The organism is Microbacterium sp. CFBP 13617, from assembly GCF_014839445.1.
Taxonomy (GTDB): Bacteria; Actinomycetota; Actinomycetes; order Actinomycetales; family Microbacteriaceae; genus Microbacterium.
Genome location: NZ_JACYNW010000009.1, coordinates 1 through 253 on the forward strand (window position 1 = coordinate 1; position 253 = coordinate 253).

At 63.2% G+C, this 253-nt stretch carries 1 protein-coding gene; it reads left to right on the forward strand.

The genetic code is table 11. From position 1 onward, the window contains the following. Window positions 1–253: hypothetical protein (locus IFU40_RS16615; RefSeq protein WP_191927029.1), on the forward strand; the 253-nt coding region annotated here is incomplete at both ends.

Consider the following 253-nt stretch of genomic DNA (forward strand, 5'->3'; position numbering starts at 1 on the left):
CATCGGCATCGACGACCTCTGCGTCTGCGCCATCCGCGTCGATGTCGAGCACGTCCGCGTCAGCATCAAGCACATCGATGTCCAACGCATCGGCATCCAGCACGTCTACGTCGAGACCATCAGCGTCCGCATCGACGTCGAGCACGTCCGCATCCGCGTCCAGCACGTCCACGTCCGCGTCGACATCGAGAGCGTCGAGCACGTCAGGCACATCGACGTCGAGAACATCCAACGCCTCCGCATCCGCACCATC